The sequence below is a fragment of the Streptomyces sp. NPDC050625 genome (assembly GCF_040654755.1).
GTDB lineage: Bacteria > Actinomycetota > Actinomycetes > Streptomycetales > Streptomycetaceae > Streptomyces.
This window is the reverse complement of the sequence record NZ_JBFAIQ010000004.1, coordinates 162,493-178,968: the sequence shown is the minus strand read 5'-3', so window position 1 is coordinate 178,968 and position 16,476 is coordinate 162,493. Positions and strand designations below refer to the sequence as shown.

General features: G+C 71.3%; 10 protein-coding genes. 1 reads left to right on the top strand and 9 read right to left on the bottom strand.

The features are described 5' to 3' along the window. Positions 1 to 20 precede the first annotated feature (20 nt). A complete protein-coding gene (locus tag AB0I54_RS11245) occupies positions 21 to 2,453 on the bottom strand; it encodes a SpoIIE family protein phosphatase (RefSeq protein ID WP_363295678.1) in 2,433 nt (810 codons plus the stop codon). A 109-nt stretch (positions 2,454 to 2,562) separates the two neighbouring features. Further along, positions 2,563 to 3,696 (bottom strand): abortive phage infection protein, encoded by a 1,134-nt coding sequence (locus tag AB0I54_RS11240; RefSeq protein WP_363295677.1) that lies wholly within the window; start codon positions 3,694 to 3,696, stop codon positions 2,563 to 2,565. 443 nt (positions 3,697 to 4,139) lie between these two features. On the opposite strand from AB0I54_RS11240, the gene AB0I54_RS11235 reads away from it, so the two are divergent. After that, positions 4,140 to 6,329, top strand: coding sequence for a nitrate- and nitrite sensing domain-containing protein (locus AB0I54_RS11235; RefSeq protein WP_363295676.1), 2,190 nt, complete (start codon positions 4,140 to 4,142; stop codon positions 6,327 to 6,329). A 63-nt stretch (positions 6,330 to 6,392) separates the two neighbouring features. Here AB0I54_RS11235 and katG read toward each other — a convergent pair whose 3' ends face one another. From katG to AB0I54_RS11200, 7 genes are all read right to left on the bottom strand, one after another. Next, the gene (gene katG / locus AB0I54_RS11230; protein ID WP_363295675.1) at positions 6,393 to 8,609 is read right to left on the bottom strand and encodes a catalase/peroxidase HPI; all 2,217 of its coding nucleotides are present in this window, start codon (positions 8,607 to 8,609) and stop codon (positions 6,393 to 6,395) included. Between the two features lie 33 nt (positions 8,610 to 8,642). After that, a complete protein-coding gene (locus AB0I54_RS11225; RefSeq protein WP_363295674.1) occupies positions 8,643 to 9,080 on the bottom strand; it encodes a Fur family transcriptional regulator in 438 nt (145 codons plus the stop codon). 116 nt (positions 9,081 to 9,196) lie between these two features. Beyond that, entirely contained in the window at positions 9,197 to 9,799 is a 603-nt protein-coding gene (locus AB0I54_RS11220; protein WP_363295673.1) for a sarcosine oxidase subunit gamma family protein, read from the bottom strand. Then, a complete protein-coding gene (locus tag AB0I54_RS11215; protein ID WP_363295672.1) occupies positions 9,792 to 13,049 on the bottom strand; it encodes a sarcosine oxidase subunit alpha family protein in 3,258 nt (1,085 codons plus the stop codon). The genes AB0I54_RS11220 and AB0I54_RS11215 overlap by 8 nt, the downstream gene beginning before the upstream one ends. A gap of 24 nt (positions 13,050 to 13,073) precedes the next feature. After that, on the bottom strand, positions 13,074 to 14,306 hold the full coding sequence (locus AB0I54_RS11210; RefSeq protein WP_363295671.1) for a sarcosine oxidase subunit beta family protein: 1,233 nt from the start codon (positions 14,304 to 14,306) through the stop codon (positions 13,074 to 13,076). Further along, positions 14,303 to 15,586, bottom strand: coding sequence for a serine hydroxymethyltransferase (gene glyA, locus AB0I54_RS11205; RefSeq protein WP_363295670.1), 1,284 nt, complete (start codon positions 15,584 to 15,586; stop codon positions 14,303 to 14,305). Before glyA ends, AB0I54_RS11210 begins: the two co-directional genes overlap by 4 nt. Next, positions 15,583 to 16,443, bottom strand: a complete 861-nt coding sequence (locus AB0I54_RS11200) for a bifunctional methylenetetrahydrofolate dehydrogenase/methenyltetrahydrofolate cyclohydrolase (RefSeq protein ID WP_363295669.1) — start codon at positions 16,441 to 16,443, stop codon at positions 15,583 to 15,585. Before AB0I54_RS11200 ends, glyA begins: the two co-directional genes overlap by 4 nt. Between the last annotated feature and the right edge of the window lie 33 nt (positions 16,444 to 16,476).

Below are 16,476 nucleotides of genomic sequence, written 5' to 3'. Positions count from 1 at the left end.
GCGCGGAGCCCTTCGCGCCGTCACGCACCGTCCGGAAGCTGCTGCTCCGTCCAGATCGTCTTGCCCGCGGCGCCGCGGCGGGTGCCCCAGCGCTGCGCGAGCTGTGCCACCAGGAAGAGGCCTCGTCCTCCTTCGTCCGTGCTCGCGGCCCGTCTGAGGTGCGGGGAGGTGTTGCTGGCGTCCGAGACCTCGCAGATCAGCGCCCGCTCGTGAATGAGCCGCAGACTGATCGGGCCGTACGCGTGCTTGATCGCGTTGGTGACGAGCTCGCTCACGATCAGCTCCGTGGTGAAGGCCAGGTCGTCCAGACCCCACAGGGACAGCTGCCGGTCGACGTCGTTGCGCACCACGTGCACGGCCGACGGGTCCGCGGGGACGTCCCAGGAGACCACCCGGTCGGGACTCAGCGTGTGCGTCCGCGCGATCAGGAAGGCGACGTCGTCCCGGGGGCGGTCCGGCAGCAGGGTGCGGACCATGATGTCGCAGATCTCCTCCAGCGGCCGGTCCGGGTGGGCCAGGGTGAAGCACAGGCGTTCCATGCCGACGTCGACGTCCCGGTCCGACGCTTCGATCAACCCGTCGGTGTAGAGGGCGATGATGCTCCCCTCCTCCACCGCGATCTCGGCCGATTCGAAGGGCAGGCCACCCAGGCCCAGCGGCGGTCCGGCGGGGATGTCGGGGAACTCGACCGGCTCGGTCAGATGGGCGATCGCGGGGCTGGGGTGCCCCGCACGGGCCACGACGATGGTGCGGGCGACCGGGTCGTAGATCGCGTACACACAGGTCGCCCCGACCACCGTGGGCCCCTCCGCAGCCGCCTCGGCCTCTTCCGAGAGGCGTACGACCAGGTCGTCGACGTGGGTCAGCAGCTCGTCCGGGGGAAGATCCAGATCGGCCAGCGTCTGGACGGCGGCCCGCAGACGCCCCATGCTCGCCGCGGCGTGGAGCCCATGGCCCACCACGTCACCCACGACGAGCGCGACCCTGGCGCCCGAGAGCGGGATGACGTCGAACCAGTCACCGCCCACCCCGGACTCGATGTCGGCCGGCAGATAGCGGTAGGCGACCTCGACCGCGTTGAGCTCGGGCAGGTCGGGCGGCAGCAGGCTCGTCTGCAGGGTCAGCGCCGCCTGGCGCTCCCGGGCGAAACGCCTGGCGTTGTCGACGCACACCGCGGCGCGCGCCACCAACTCCTCGACGAGGAGCAGATCGTCCTCGTCGAACGGGTCGGGATTCTTCCAGCGCAGCAGCGTCACCATGCCCATGGTGATGTCGCGTGCCCGCAGCGGAACCACCAGGTGCGTGTGCACACCCAGGCGGATCAGCCGGTTCCAGCGCACGGGGTCGTCGAGGACCCATGAGGTCGCCGCGTCGACGACCTCGCAGATCGGCTTGCCCGTGGCCAGGCTCCGTTCCTGAGGGGAACGGGCCGGATAGTGCGTGGGGACACCGATCTCGATGACCACCTCGGGGTGGTCCTCCTGGATCGACAGATGGGCGGCGCGGCGCAGCGTCTTCTCACCACCGTGCGCCGCGTCCGAGGACGGGTCCGCGGTCGCCCGTACCGCGTCCAGGAGGTCGATCGCGACGAAGTCGGCGACCCGCGGCACCATGACCTCCGCCAGTTCGCCCACCGTGCGGCCGAGATCGAGCGTGGTGCCGATGTGTTCGCTGGCCTCGTTCAGCAGGGCGAGCCGATCACGCGCCGAGTCCTGGCCGGCGGCGTGGACGGCGACGAGGCAGATGCCCAGCGTTTCGCCCGCGGGGTTGCCCACGGGAAAGAAGGTACGCAGCTCGACACGCCTCCGGGTCCGGCTGTGCGGCATGTGGTGGTGCGGCGGCGAGTGCTCCAGGGTCACCTGCGGCCGTCCGGTGACGAGCGCCCGCTTGGCGTACCGGCTCACCAGGGACGACGCCTCAGCCGTGTCCGTTCCGGCTCCGCCCTCGTCGTCCTCGGCCGCGCCGTACGCCTCCATGTCGGCCAGCGCGCGGTTCGCCCATTTCCGGTGCAGTTGCGTGTCCAGTACGGCGATGCCGATGGGCGACCGCTCCAGCAGGGAGCGCGCGACCGAGTCGTGGAACTCGTACTCCGCCTGTTCCCGCGCGTCACAGGCGACGACGAGCCAGGCATGGCGGCCGCCGGCGGCGACGAGGGGGCACACCCGGACCGCGACTTCGACGAGGTGACCGGCGCGGTGCCGGGCGGCGAGCACACCGTTCCAGCCGTGGCCCGTCCGGCGCAGCCGGGACACGGCGCTGATCAGGTTCCGGTCCGCCAGGACGGATTCCACCGGCTGCCCCACCGCGTCACGGGACGCGTGGCCGAGCAGGCTCTCGGCGCCCGGGCTCCAGTAGGCGATCTGCTTCCTGGCATCGATGATCACCACGGCCGCGGACCCGATGTCGAACGGATCGGCCGGATCTGCACTGCCGAGCGCACCGATGACGCCCATACCTTCGCACCATCCCGGGGCCGGGCCCCACGGAGCCCATTGTTGCACCGAGGGTCACCCACCGCCGCTCCGCCGTTGTCACGAAACCGGGCCCACGGGGGCCGCGCCTCTAGGAAGAACTCGCCCGGTACTCCCTCGCGTACCGGTGGGCCAGTGCGTGGAAGGCCTGCTTGGGTTCCCAGTGCCAGTCGGAGCCGGGGTCGTCGGGATGGTCCTTGATCGTCTTGGTGAGGGAGTAGCTCGCCATGTCGAGGTCGTGGCGCGGGTCGTCGGGGCGGTGCGGGGCGTCCGGGGTGACGAACTCGAACGCCATCGCCGCGTAGAGGTTCATCGACGAGAACACGTCCACCACATGGGCGGCCTGTGTGCATTCGCTGCGCACCGGGTGGCCCTTGATCTCCTCGGGGTGCTTGTCGTGGTCGACGACGTCCCAGGCCATACCGCCCGCCTCGGGGGCGCCGACGTACGCGCAGGTGCCGAACTCGGTGATCGCCAGGGGTTTGCCCCGGCGCAGATACCGGCGCAGCTCCGCGGCGTGGTCGGCGCGGCGACGGAAGTACGAGTAGTAGTCGATGCCCACGATGTCGAAGAGGCTCCAGTCGACCTGGTCGTCCTGGGCAGCGGCGTAGCTCAGAGGGCCCCGGAAGACGGAGCGGCCGGCTGCCGCCGCCTTCCTGGTGAAGCGGTCCAGTCGGCGCTGCGTCCTGGCGTGGTCGACACGTCCCTCCAACAGGTTCCGTACGCGTTCCAGGACGGTCGCCCCCGGGACGATCCCCGGCACGAACAGCCAGAACTCGCAGCCCACGCTGAAGTCGACGCTCGCGCCCTGCCGGCGCAGCCGCTCGGCGAACCGGCCGGTCTCGGCCAGGTGCTCCAGGATGTCCCGTTCCGGGACGTCGCCGAGGGTCGGCTGGAGCCAGATGTGCAGGCCGCGCTCCGCGGCCTCGGCGGCGGTGGCCGTGAGACGTTCCACGCCGTCGCCGGTCACCTCCACGGTGTCGGCGTGCAGCTCGTCGCGGATGACCCGGATGTCCTTGCGCATCCGGGCGGTGCTGAAGGCCGTACCAGGTGTCTCGCCGTCGCCCACGGTGTAGACGACGCCTCGGTGACACAGCCCGCGCCGAGGCTCCGTCGCCCGCGCCGGCCCTGCGGGCAGCAGCGCCGCCGCGAGCCCGGCGGACGCCGTCCCGGCAAGGAACTGTGCCCTGTTGATCCCCTTCGTCTTCTCCCTGCGCTCACTCATGCGCTCACTCTGCCGAGGGGGCGTTCGCTCCGCTGTCCGTCGACGGTCCACGGCAGCGCGACGAAGGGATGGGATCCGGCGTCGAAAGCCGCAAGTTCCGTCGGCCCGGGGCGACTTCAGTGTCCGCGGGACTCGGCTCCCCCTTGGACGGCTTAGATGAAGCTTGTACCACATTGGCGAATTGGCCATCACGGACGATCCCGCGGTGCTAGAAAGTGACCACGCAGGCGCACATCGTGACCCGCCTGTCTCACCTGAACCACACCGCAGACCGCCCCCGTCGAGAGAGTGCCCGGCGAGCGCCGCGCACGAGGCGGTCCGGAAACGATGGGACGACCTTGTCGAACACCTCACCCCCCACCCGTCGTCAGGCCCGCGCAGAAAGCGCTTCCCCCGCCCTGCCGACAAGCGGCCGACGAAGATCCCTGACCCGCAACTGGCGTGTGGGCAGAAAGCTCCGGGCCGTCCTGCTGATCCCGGTGCTCGTCGCACTCGCCTTCGGCGGCGTGCGGGTGAAACGGTCCGTGGACACCTTGCAGGCAGCCGACGAAGCGGTGCGGGTGGCCGAGTTGGTCCAGGCGGCGAACAAGTACGCAAGCGACGCGATCAACGAGCGCGACGTCTCGGTCATCCCACTGCTGGAAGGAAAGAGGGACGCCGGCCCGGTCGTACAGGCCCGCCGGATCACCGACGAGGACGCGAAGGCGTTCGACAAAGCGGTCGGCCGCGTACCGGACACCGCCGGCCTCCTCAGGCGGATCGAGCTGGTCCGCAACGGCGAGAAGCAGCTTGCGACGGTCCGGGCCAACGCGTTCAGCACAAAGGCGTCGGGTGTGCAGACCGAGGAGAGCTACCACCTCGTCCAGCATCCGCTGATGGAGCTGTCGAACGAACTGGGCTTCGGCAGCAGCAATCAGGCCAGCTTCGGCCGGACGCTCTACGCCATCTCCCTGACGCAGGCCGCCGAGTCCCTGATCCGGTCCATCGGCACGCATCTGCTGGTGGAGGACCGCGACTCCCTCGCTCCGGGCGAACTGGAGGCCCAGCTGGCCTCGTTCCGTTCGTACGCCTATCTCGAACAGGTCGCGCTCCAGGAGTACGCGGGCGCCGGCACCACCGGGGACATGGCGAGGCTGCGCAAGGCGCTGGCCGACGCGGAGCAGAAGGGCCGGCGGCAGACCACCGAGGCCGCCCGACGGGCCAGGGCGGCCGGCCGGACCTTCGTCGCCCCGCCCGGCACCGCCAAGATGACCAGCGAGATCGCCTCGGGGAAGACGACCGCCGAACTGGCCGCGGAGGGCATCACCCCCGAATCGTTCTTCGCCGCGTCCACACTCGGCTTCGACGCCTACCGCGGCATCCAGATCCACCTCACCGACAGCGCGCTCACGGACGCCCACGCCATCGCCGACACCGCACGCCGTGACGCGATCACCAATGCCGCGCTGGTCCTCGCGGCCGTGCTCACCGCGTTCCTGCTCGCCGCGTGGGTGGCCCGTTCGATGAGCCGCGGCATGCGCCGGCTGAGCGGCTCCGCCATCGAGATCGCCGAGCAACGGCTGCCGGCCGTCATCACCCAGCTGTCCCAGGCCGTGCCCGGACAGGTCGACACCCGGGTCGCCGCCATCCCCATCACCACCACGGACGAGATCGGCGAGGTCGCCCGCGCCTTCGACCATGTGCACCGCGAGGCCGTACGGCTCGCCGCCGAGCAGGCCGCGCTGCGCGGCAACATCAACACGATCTTCACCAACCTGTCGCGCCGCAACCAGTCACTGATCGAGCGTCAACTGGCCCTGATCACCGACCTGGAGGACCACGAGACCGACCCCGACCAGTTGGAGAACCTGTTCAGGCTGGACCATCTCGCCACCCGGGCGCGCCGCAACGGTGAGAACCTTCTGGTGCTCGGCGGGGAGAAGCCTGCCCAGCAGTGGGACCGCTCGCTGCCGCTGGTCGACGTCATCCGTGCGGCCTCCTCCGAGGTGGAGCAGTACGAGCGCATCGAGTTCGCCGGTGTCCCGGAGGCCGAGATCCAGGGCCGTGCCGTGACCGACCTCGTGCATCTGCTCGCCGAACTCCTGGAGAACGCCACCGCGTTCTCGTCCCCGCGCTCGACGGTCCGGGTGACGGCGACCCGGCTCCCCGACACCAGGATCATGATCGAGATCCACGACGAGGGAATCGGGCTGATGCCCGAGGACTTCGCGGTGATCAACCACAAGCTGGCCAACCCGCCGACCGCCGACACCGATGTGTACCAGCACATGGGGCTCTTCGTGGTCGGCAGACTGGCCGACCGGCACGGCATCCACGTCCAACTGCGGCCGTCCGGTGAGCAGTCCGGTACGACCTCGCTCGTCATGCTGCCCGGCACGATCACGTTCCGGGCCGCGGGGGCCGAGCCCGACGCCGACACCCTCACCCTGGCCGCGGTCGGCACGATTCCCGCGTCGCGTCGCGAGGCCGCGTTGTCCGCGCTGGCGGCCGCGGCCGCCGAGGACCGCTTCAGCTCGTACGAGGCGTGGTCGGACGAGCCGACGGCTGCCGGGGCCCCGGGTGAGAGCGACGGGCCGCCCGGGAAGGGACGCGGCCGTGGGCCCGCGGCGGACGGCGGGCGACGGCAGAAATAGCGCCGAACGCGTCCGGGCCGGCCCGTGCGGGCCGGCCCGTGCGGGCCGGCCCGGACGTCGGGGTCAGACGAGGTCGAACCGGTCGAGGTTCGAGACCTTGACCCACGCCGCGACGAAGTCGTTCACGAACTTCTCCTTCGCGTCGTCGCTCGCGTAGACCTCCGCGAGGGCCCGCAGCTCGGAGTTCGAGCCGAAGACGAGGTCGGCACGGGTGCCGGTCCACTTGACCTCGCCGGTGGCGTCGTCGCGGCCCTCGAAGGTGGTCTGGTCCTCGGAGGTCGCCGACCACGTCGTGCCCAGGTCGAGCAGGTTGACGAAGAAGTCGTTCGTCAGCTTGCCCGGGGTCTCGGTGAGGACACCGAGCGACGTCTGCTGGTGGTTGGCGCCCAGCACGCGCAGACCGCCGACCAGGGCCGTCATCTCGGGCGCGCTCAGGCCCAGCAGGTTCGCCCTGTCGAGCAGCAGGTACTCGGCCGGCAGCCGGTTGCCCTTGCCCTGGTAGTTGCGGAAGCCGTCGGCGGTGGGCTCCAGCGCGGCGAAGGACTCCGCATCGGTGTGCTCGTCCGTGGCGTCCACGCGGCCCGGCGCGAAGGGCACCTCGACGTCGTACCCGGCGTCCTTGGCGGCCTTCTCGACCCCGGCGGCGCCGCCGAGGACGATCAGGTCGGCGAGGGAGACCTTCTTGGCTCCGGAGTTGAACTCTGACTGGATGCCCCCCAGGACACGCAGCACCTGCGCCAGCTCGTCGGGCTCGTTGACCTCCCAGCCGGCCTGCGGCTGCACACGGATGCGGGCGCCGTTGGCGCCGCCGCGCTTGTCGCTGGTGCGGAAGGTGGAGGCCGAGGCCCACGCAGTGGACACCAGCTGCGCGACGCTCAGGCCCGAGTCGAGCAGCTTGGCCTTCAGGGCCGCGATGTCGGCGGCGTCGACGGCCTCGCCCTCGGCCTGCGGCAGCGGGTCCTGCCAGACCAGGGTCTCCTGAGGGACCTCCGGGCCGAGGTACAGCGACTTCGGGCCCATGTCGCGGTGGGTCAGCTTGTACCAGGCGCGGGCGAAGGCGTCCGCGAACTCCTCGGGGTTCTCGTAGAAGCGCCGCGAGATGGGACCGTAGACCGGGTCGAAGCGGAGCGACAGGTCGGTGGTGAGCATCGTCGGGAGGTGCTTCTTCGACGGGTCGTGCGCGTCGGGGACGGTCGCCTCGGCGTCCTTCGCGACCCACTGGTTGGCGCCGGCCGGGCTCTGCGTGAGCTCGTACTCGTACTCGAAGAGGTTCTTGAAGAACCCGTTGCTCCACTGGGTCGGCGTGCTGGTCCAGGTGACCTCCAGGCCACTGGTGATCGCGTCGCCGCCCTTGCCGGTGCCGTAGGTGCTCTTCCAGCCGAGGCCCTGCTGCTCGATCGGGGCGGCCTCGGGGTCCGCGCCGACGTTCTCGGCCGGGCCCGCGCCGTGGGTCTTGCCGAAGGTGTGACCGCCCGCGATCAGGGCGACCGTCTCCTCGTCGTTCATCGCCATGCGGCGGAAGGTCTCGCGGATGTCGCGGGCCGCGGCGATCGGGTCCGGATTGCCGTTCGGGCCCTCCGGGTTGACGTAGATGAGGCCCATCTGCACCGCGCCGAGCGGGTTCTCCAGCTCACGGTCGCCGGTGTAGCGCTGGTCGTCGAGCCAGGTGGTCTCGGGACCCCAGTAGACGTCCTCCTCCGACTCCCAGACGTCCTCACGGCCACCGCCGAAGCCGAAGGTCTTGAAGCCCATCGATTCCAGGGCGACATTGCCGGCGAGGATCATGAGGTCGGCCCACGACAGGCTCTTGCCGTACTTCTTCTTCACCGGCCACAGCAGACGGCGGGCCTTGTCGAGGTTGCCGTTGTCGGGCCAGCTGTTGAGCGGGGCGAAGCGCTGCTGACCGGCGCCGGCGCCGCCACGGCCGTCGCTGATGCGGTAGGTGCCCGCGCTGTGCCAGGCCATACGGATCATGAGGGGGCCGTAGTTGCCGAAGTCGGCCGGCCACCAGTCCTTGGAATCCGTCAGCACCTCGGCGATGTCCCGTTTCACGGCCGGGAGGTCGAGGCTCTGGAACGCCGCGGCATAGTCGAACTCCTCACCGAGGGGGTTCGCCACGGCCGGGTTCTTCGCAAGGATCTTCAGATTGAGCCGCTCCGGCCACCACTGGCGGTTTCCGCCGCCCTGAGTCGGGTGCAGGGCGCGCTCGTGCGCGACGGGGCAGCCGCCCGCGCCCTCCGTCTTCGCGTCTACGACGATTGCATCATGGTTCTCAGACATGGGAATCCTTCCGAACTGGGCGGATCGCATTGCTCAGGAACTGCGGGCGGTGGAACAGTCGGCGCACAGGCCCCAGTAGATGACCTCCGCCTCGACGACCGAGAAGCCGTGGTCGTCGGAGGCCGTCAGGCAGGGGGCCTCACCGACCGCGCAGTCGACGTCCGCGACGACGCCGCACGACCGGCACACGACATGGTGGTGGTTGTCCCCGACTCGTCCCTCGAACCGCGCCGGACTGCCGGCCGGTTCGATACGGCGTATGAGACCCGCGGCGGTGAGTGCGTGGAGGGCTTCATACACGGCTTGCAGGGAAATGTGGCCTACGCGATCCCGCACCCCGGAGGCGATCGCCTCGACACCGAGGTGATCACCGCCCCGGACGGTCTCGAGCAGCGCGACGCGGGCGGCCGTCACCCGCAGGCCGGCACCGCGGAGCTCCTCGGCGGTGGTCGGGGGCTGGGATGCGGTCATGGCCGCCAACCTACCCGCACAAACACGAATGATTCAAGAAAACGAGCAAGCCAAGTCTGGGAGCCCAGGTGAGGCAGGTTTTGTCACATCATGTAGGGACATACCGACCCACCGTGTCAGGCGTATTCCGTCGCCGCGTCCAGCAGCCAGTCCGTGAGGTAGCCGGCGAAGGACGAGCGCACCAGCACCCAGAACCCGGCCCTGGGCTCGTCGCGTGCGACCAGGACGACCTGGCTCCGTGCCAGTGTCGTCTGGGCGCAGCGGCCGGGACCGAAGGCGCGCGGGTGGAGGTCCAGCGCGCAGCCGTGGGAGAGCAGGTCGCGGGCGCGGTGGCCCGTGACGAGAAGTGTGGTGCGCTGGGCGGAGACGTCACAGACGGACACGGGTTCGTCCCCGGCCGCCGAACGGATCCGGCTCTCGAGGTCCCGCTGCGTGCCGGGCCGGCCCACCACCAGCCATTCGTCGGGGCCGAGCCACAGCACGGTCAGCTCCCCGGTGCGTACGACGGTGCCGGGTTCCAGGGGCAGTTGGAGCCCCAGGGCGAGTCCCACCGCGTCCGCGGCCGGTCCCTTGGCGTCGAGGCGGACGTCGACCTGCGCCAGGAAGGGGAGTTCGGCCAGCCGGATCGCGCCCCCGGAGGACCGGGTCACGGCCGCCAGCCGGTGGGCGGTGGAGGCCAGGGGGCTGCGCTGCTGCGCGGTCGGGGCGGTGTCAGCCATCGCGGCGGGCTCCCTCGGGGTCGTAGAGGACGGGGCTGGCGACGGTCACCGGGAGCAGCCGGTCGCCCACGGGTGCGTAGAGACGCTCGCCGATGCGCTCCCGGCCGCCCTTGACCAGGGCGAGGGCGAAGGTCCGGCCCAGTGCCGCGCTGCGGTAGCTGGAGGTGACATGGCCGAGCATCGGGACGGGCGGGGCGGGCAGTTCGCTGTCGGCGACCAGCTGGGTGCCCTCGGGCAGGAAGGCGGCCGGGTCCTCGGGGAGCAGGCCGACCAGGTGCTTGCGGTCGGGGCGGACGGTGTCGGCGCGGGCGTAGGAGCGCTTGCCGATGAAGTCGGGCTTCTTCTTCGACACCGCCCAGCTCATGCCCAGGTCCTGCGGGGTGACCGTGCCGTCGGTGTCCTGGCCGATGATCGGGTAGCCCTTCTCGGCGCGCAGGACGTGCATGGTCTCGGTGCCGTACGGGGTGATGCCGTACGGGGCACCGGCCTCGTGCAGCGCCTCCCACAGGGCGAGGGCGTGCCACGGCGACACATTGATCTCGTAGGCGAGTTCGCCGGAGAAGCTGATCCGGCACACCCTGGCCCCGATGCCCGCCACGGTCGTCTCCCGCCACGCCATGAACGGGAAGTCCTCGTTGGACACGGCCAGTTGCGGCGCCAGTGCGCCGAGGACCTCACGGGAGCGGGGGCCGACCAGGGCGACGGTGGCCCACTGCTCGGTGACGGAGGTGCAGTGGACGCGCAGCCCGGGCCACTCGGTCTGCAGCCACTCCTCCATCCAGTCCAGTACGGCGGCCGCGTTGCCGGTCGTGGTGGTGACCAGGAAGCGGTCCTGGGCGAGGCGGATGACGGTGCCGTCGTCGAAGACCATGCCATCCGGGCGGCACATCACGCCGTAGCGGATCATGCCGACCTTCAGGGTGCTCATCATGTTGGTGTAGAGCAGGTCGAGGAAGGCCGCGGCGTCCGGGCCCTGTACGTCGATCTTGCCGAGGGTGGAGGCGTCCATGAACGCGACGCCCTCCCGGGCGGCGCGGCATTCGCGCAGCACCGCGGCCTCCATGTCCTCGCCGTCGTGCGGGTAGTACCAGGGGCGCTTCCACTGGCCGACGTTCTCGAACAGCGCGCCGTGCGCGGCATGCCAGTCGTGCAGGGCGGTCACCCGGACCGGGTCGTGCAGCGCGCCCCGGTCGCGGCCCGCCAGGGTGGCGAAGGAGACGGGGGTGTAGGGCGGGCGGAACGTCGGCAGGCCCAGCGCGGAGATGTCCACGCCGAGGAGTTCCGCGACGACTCCGCTGGCGAGGACGCCCGCGGTCTTGCCCTGGTCGTTGGCGGTGCCGGCCGTGGTGTAGCGCTTGGTGTGCTCCACCGAGCGCAGCCCGGCTCCGGTCGCACGGGCCAGGTCGTCGACGGTCACATCGCGCTGGAGGTCGACGAAGCGGGGGGCGCCGGCGGGGGCGGGCAGGGTGAACACCTGCATGGCCGGGGTGTCCGGTCCCTTGGCCACGGCGGGCAGGGCGGGCGCCTCGGCGGTGTAGCCCTCGGCCTCGATCGCGCGGGCGCCCGCGGCCGCGCCCTGGGCGAGCACCGCGGCCAGGGCCGGCTCACCGTTCGCGCTGCCCGCGACCTCGACCGCCTGGCGGCAGGTGTCGGGGACGAAGGCGCCGAGCGCCTCGTCGTGGCGGAGCCTGCCGCCCGCCTGGCTGAACAGGTGCGCCACCGGGTTCCAGCCGCCCGAGACCAGGAGGAGGTCGACGGCGAACTCCCGCCGTCCGGCGGACTCGCCGTACGGGGCGACCCGCACGGCGGTGAGCCGTGCCCCGCCGTCCGTGCCGGTCACGGCGTGGCCGGCCAGCACCTCGATCCCGGCCTCGCGGGCGCGGTCGGCCCACTCCCCCGGCTCGGACCGGGTGTCGACGACGGCGGCGACCTCGATGCCTGCCGCGGCCACGTCCAGCGCGGCGGCGTACGCGCTGTCGTTGGTGGTGAGGACGACCGCGCGGCGGCCGGGCAGGACTCCGTACCGGTTGACGTAGGTGCGGGCCGAGGCGGCCAGCATCACTCCGGGGCGGTCGTTGTCCGCGAAGGCCAGGGAGCGCTCGTGGGCGCCGGTCGCGAGGACCACGCGGCGGGCGCGGATGCGCCAGACGCGCTCGCGGGAGACGTTGTCCGGCGCCTCGGCGCCCAGGTGGTTGGTGCGCCGCTCGACGGCGAGGAGGTGGTTGTCGTCGTAGTAGCCGAACACGGTGGTACGACGCAGTACGCGCACCTCGGCGGCGGCGTCCAGGCGGGCCGCGGTCGCCGTCACCCAGTCGAGGTGTTCGCCCGTGCCGAGCAGGCTGCCACCGGGCTCCGGCTGGTCGTCGGCGAGGATGACGCGCGCGCCGGAGCGGGCGGCTGCCGCCGCGGCAGCGAGACCGGCCGGGCCTGCGCCGACGATCAGGAGGTCGCAGTGGGCGTGCACGGCGTCGTAGCGGGCGGGGTCGGGGGTCGTGGCGAGGCGGCCCTGGCCGGGGAGGCTGGTCGCGACGAGGCCGTCGTGGAGTTCGACGGTCGTGGCCGGGAGCATCGGCTCGGGGAAGGGCTCCTCGATCTGGACGACCGCGTTGGGTTCCTCTGCACCTGCCGAGAAGATGCCGCGGGGGCGGCCGAGTCTGATGCTGGTCGCTGCCGCGATGACGCCGTTGGCGAGGAGGGCGGAGGCGAGGGTGTCGCCTCGGTGGCCCTGGTATTCGATGCCGTCGAAGGTGAAGGTGAGGGCGGTGTCGCGGTCTATGCGGCCGCCGGTGGGGGTGCGGAACGTGCGAGTCTCGCCCCCGCCGCCCTTACCCGCTCCCATCCCCAGGGGCTCTGCCCCTTCGACCCCGCTGGGGGCTGTGCCCCCAGACCCCCCTTCGGCCTGAACGGCCTCGTCCTCAGACGCCGGACGACCTGGTGGTGCCGGCCGTGGCCGAGAAGTGACCGGCGCCGGTTCAACCTCGGAAGGACGCGGCTCCCCGGCCCGATACACGGCCAGGACCTCGTTGGTCGCCGTGTCCCGTACCGCGTTGAACCAGCGGCGGCAGCCCGCCGCGTGGCTCCACCGCTCGGCGAACGGGCCCTTCGGGTTGTCGCGGAAGAAGAGGTACCGCGCCCACTCCTCGTCGGTGAGGGCCGAGGGGTCCTCGGGGTAGGGCACATGTGCCTGGCCGCCGTAGTGGAACTCGGCCTCGTCGCGGGGCCCGCACCACGGGCAGGGGATGAGCAGCATGTCGTTCGGCTCCCTTGAGGATCCCTAGTGGGCCACCGCGGCCGCGCCGTGCTCGTCGACGAGCGCGCCGGTGGTGAAACGGTCGAGCGAGAAGGGGGCGTTGAGGGCGTGCGGGGTGTCGTGGGCGATGGTGTGGGCGTAGACCCAGCCCACGCCCGGGGTGGCCTTGAAACCGCCCGTTCCCCAGCCGCAGTTGAGATAGAGGTTGTCGACCGGGCTGAGGCCGACGATGGGCGAGGCGTCGGGGCTGACGTCCACGATGCCGCCCCAGGTGCGCAGCACATGGGCGCGGGCGAAGACCGGGAAGAGTTCGAGTGCGGCGGACATCTGGTGTTCGATGATGTGGAACGCGCCGCGCTGGGTGTAGGAGTTGTACGCGTCGATGCCCGCGCCCATGACCAGTTCGCCCTTGTGGGCCTGGCTGACGTAGACGTGGACCGCGTTGGACATGACGACCGTCGGGTGCACCGGCTCCAGGAGTTCGGAGACGAGTGCCTGCAAGGGGTGGCTCTGCAGCGGGAGTTCGATGCCCGCCATGGCGGCGAGGACCGAGGTGTGGCCGGCCGAGCACAGGGCCACCTTGCCGGCCGCGATCGGGCCGAGCGTGGTCCGTACGCCGACCACCCGGCCGTCGACCACGTCCAGGCCGGTGACCTCGCAGTTCTGGATGATGTCGATCCCGGCGGCGTCGGCGGAGCGGGCGAAGCCCCAGGCCACGTAGTCGTGCTTGGCGATGCCGGCGCGCGGCTGGTAGGTGCCGCCGAGGACCGGGTAGCGCACGTCGGGCGAGATGTTGACGATCGGGCAGACCTCTTCGACCTGCTCGGCGTCGAGCCATTCGGCGTCCACGCCGTTGAGCCGGTTGGCCTCGACGCGGCGCACGCTGTCGCGGACGTCCTGCAGGCTGTGGGCGAGGTTCAGCACACCGCGCTGGGAGAAGAGGATCGGGTAGTCGAGCTCCTCCTCCAGTCCCTCCCAGAGTTTCAGGGCGTGCTCGTAGATGCCGGCGCTCTCGTCCCACAGGTAGTTGGAGCGGATGATGGTGGTGTTGCGGGCCATGTTGCCGCCCGCGAGCCAGCCCTTCTCCAGCACGGCGACATTGGTGATGCCGTGGTTCTTCGCCAGGTAGTGGGCGGTGGCGAGGCCGTGTCCGCCGCCGCCCACGATCACCACGTCGTACGACCGCTTGGGCTCGGGTGTGCGCCACAGCCAGTCCGGGTGGTCGGGGAGGTCGGCGCCGGGAGTGCTGGGGCTCATCGGACGTCTCCGTCTTCCGAAAGGTGCGGGTAGAGCGGGTGCTTGGCCGCCAGTGCCTCGGTGCGGGCGCGCAGCGCGGGCAGGTCGGGTTCGGGCTGGAGGGCGAGGGCGATGACGTCGGCGACCTCGGCGAAGTCCTCCTCGGTGAAGCCGCGGGTGGCCAGGGCGGGGGTGCCGATGCGCAGGCCCGAGGTGACCATGGGCGGGCGCGGGTCGAACGGGACGGCGTTGCGGTTGACGGTGATGCCGATCTCGTGGAGCAGGTCCTCCGCCTGCCGGCCGTCGAGTTCGGAGTGGCGCAGGTCGACCAGGACCAGATGGACGTCCGTGCCTCCGGTGAGCACCCGCACTCCGGCCGCGGCGGTGTCCGGACGGGTGAGGCGGTCGGCGAGGATACGGGCGCCGGCGAGCGTGCGGGCCTGGCGTTCGGCGAACTCGGGCGACGCGGCCACCTTGAAGGAGACCGCCTTCGCGGCGATGACGTGCTCCAGCGGGCCGCCCTGCATGCCGGGGAACACCGCCGAGTTGATCTTCTTGGCGAGGTCGGCGTCATTGGTGAGGACGACCCCGCCGCGCGGGCCGCCGAGGGTCTTGTGCGTGGTGGTGGTGACCACGTGCGCGTGCGGGACCGGGCTGGGGTGCAGTCCGGCGGCGACCAGGCCCGCGAAGTGCGCCATGTCCACCATGAGGAGCGCGCCGACCTCGTCGGCGATGCGCCGGAAGGCCGCGAAGTCGAGCTGCCTCGGATACGCCGACCAGCCCGCGATGATCATCTTGGGGCGGTGTTCCTTGGCGAGGCGTTCCACCTCGTCCAGGTCGACCAGATGGTCGGTCTCGGTGACGTGGTACGGCACGACATTGAACATCCTGCCGCTGTAGTTGATGCGCATGCCGTGGGTGAGATGTCCGCCGTGGGCGAGGTCGAGGCCGAGGATCGTGTCGCCGGGGTTGAGGAGCGCGAAGAAGACGGCGGTGTTGGCCTGGGCGCCCGAGTGCGGCTGCACATTGGCGTATCCCGCGCCGAACAGGTCCTTGACGCGCTGGATGGCCAGGCGCTCGGTGACGTCGACGTGTTCGCAGCCGCCGTAGTAGCGACGGCCGGGGTAGCCTTCGGCGTACTTGTTGGTCAGGACCGAGCCCTGGGCCTCCAGCACGGCGGAGGGCGCGAAGTTCTCGGAGGCGATCATTTCGAGCGTGGACTGCTGGCGGTGCAGTTCGGCGCGGAGCGCGGCGTGGACCTCGGGGTCCAGCTCGGCCAGCGGGGTGTTCAGCGCGTTCATACGGGGTTCGCGTTCCTCTCGGCGGCCTCGACGACGTTGGCGAGCAGCATCGCGCGGGTCATGGGGCCCACGCCGCCGGGCATCGGCGCGAGCCATCCGGCGACCTGGGCGGCGTCCGGGTGCACATCGCCGACCAGCCCCTGGTCGGTGCGGGTGATGCCGACGTCCAGGACCGCCGCGCCGGGGCGCAGCATGTCCTTGGTGATCAGTCCGGGCGAGCCGGCGGCCGCGACGACGATGTCCGCCTCGCGGACGTGCCAGGCCAGGCCCTTGGTTCCGGTGTGGCAGAGGGTGACGGTGGCGTTCTCGGAGCGGCGGGTCAGCAGGAGCCCGAGGGGACGGCCGACCGTGATGCCGCGGCCTATCACGCACACCCGGGCCCCGGCGATCGGTACCTCGTGGCGGCGCAGGAGTTCCACGATGCCGCGCGGGGTGCACGGCAGCGGGGCCTGTGTGCCCAGGGTGAGCCGGCCGAGGCTGACGGGGTGCAGTCCGTCGGCGTCCTTGGCGGGGTTCATGCGTTCCAGGACGGCGTTCGCGTCCAGGTGGCGCGGGAGCGGCAGCTGGACGATGTAGCCGGTGCAGGCCGGGTCGGCGTTGAGTTCGTCGATGACGTCCTCGACCTGCCGCTGCGTCGCGTCGGCGGGCAGTTCGCGGCGGATGGAGGCGATGCCGGCCTGCGCGCAGTCGCGGTGCTTTCCGGCGACGTAGGCACGGCTGCCGGGGTCGTCGCCGACCAGTACGGTGCCGAGGCCCGGCGGCCGGCCGTCGATGGCGGTCAGCTTGGCGACGCGCTCGGCGAGTTCACGGCGGATCTCGGCGGCGGTGGCCTTGCCGTCGAGCTTCTGTGCGGTCACCGGCGGTGTTCCTTCCCTCGAAGCTCGCGCGAC